This window comes from Dokdonia sp. Asnod2-E02, from assembly GCF_045063915.1.
Taxonomy (GTDB): domain Bacteria; phylum Bacteroidota; class Bacteroidia; order Flavobacteriales; family Flavobacteriaceae; genus Dokdonia.
Map to the genome: position 1 here is coordinate 1 of NZ_JBEFNX010000002.1, position 1,438 is coordinate 1,438.

At 47.6% G+C, this 1,438-nt stretch carries 1 pseudogene; it reads right to left on the reverse strand.

The window, feature by feature from the left end:
• Positions 1-1,438: pseudogene (locus ACJJVM_RS00010) on the reverse strand (iron-regulated protein FrpC); the annotation flags it as partial.

Here is a 1,438-nt window from a genome sequence, read left to right on the forward strand (position 1 = left end):
CAATACCTGCATCTAGGTCTGCTTGCGACTCATAGTAGGTCACGGTAAGGGTTGGGTCGCCACCGGTAATACCTGCATCAAGGCTGGTAAGGTCAAAAGTGGTAATCCCATCATCATCGGTTCCTACGAGGGCACCCGCACTATCACAGGCTTCAAAAAGCCCTGGTGGGGTGATGGTAGGAATCATTGCGATGTTTAGATTAAAAGTACCTACTACAGTGCAACCAGTTGTGGTGTCTTCTAGACGTACCCACAGCTGGGTAGCCGGTGCACTGGCAAGGTAGTTTACAGGATCTGCAATAGGCATATCTGCCGCACTGCCCACCATAGCTTCTGCACTGGCAAGCGTCTCGTGATACGTAAGAGTTATAGCTGCAGGGGTTTGTGTCCCGTAGATCACTGCATCGTTTTGTGTAAGGTCAAACAGCGCTTGCCCGTCCCCATCATCATCACACTCAGTTAGGTCTGGGATGGTGGTAGGTACTACCGGTGCAGGTTGCACAATAAGCTCTAACTCCACGATACGGTAACACTCAGTGCTGGTAGCTGGGTCTGTATCTGTAGCTCTTACATAAATAGTTCTTGATACCGTCTGGTAGGCTGCTGGGTTTGCAATGGCTGGTGTACCTAGCTCTGCAGCGGCAATTGTCTCGTGGAAACTAAGTCCCACAAAGGCCTCGCCATTTATAATGTCTGTCGTTACTTGACCTGTAAGATCAAAAATAGCATCCCCATCATTATCTGGGTCGCCATCATTTGCCATTGTATCACACTCTTCTATTGGTGCTATAGTGGTAGGTGATGGTAATGGATTTACCACTAAGGTTAGGGTGATGGTCTCATAACAAGACGTTACTATATCTTCTACACGTACAAAGATGGTTTGGTTTGCCATCACCACATTCTGATACATATCTGCAAGTGCTGGCGTACCCGCATCTGCATCTGCTTGGGTGAGGTGATAGCTCACACTCCAGTCATCATTACCACCAGTAATCTCATCGTCACGACTACGTAAATCAAAGCTTGCAAACTCATCGGTATCACTACCGCTTTCTATATCATCACAGAGCTCGTATTCGGCAGGTTGGATAGGGGTTGGTAATGGGTTTACAATAAGTTCTAAAGGAACAATATTACTACAGAAGGTCATTGTAGTGGTCATCTGTGCAGTATCGGTTACTAGGGCATAAACGGTAGCGGTATTACTCGTATAAGCGTTAGGAGTTGCAATGGCAGGAGTACCAGCTTCCGCGGAAGCGAGTGAAGAAAACCACTCCACCGTATGCATTGTAGGGTCTAATCCGCCTAGAATATTAGCTTCTTGTGTGCTTAAATCAAATAGCTGAAGCCCATCGGTATCGTCATCACACAAGGCGTATGGAAGCGCATCTTGGTTAGGCATCGGGGTGTTGAGCACACGCAGGGTAAGCGGTGT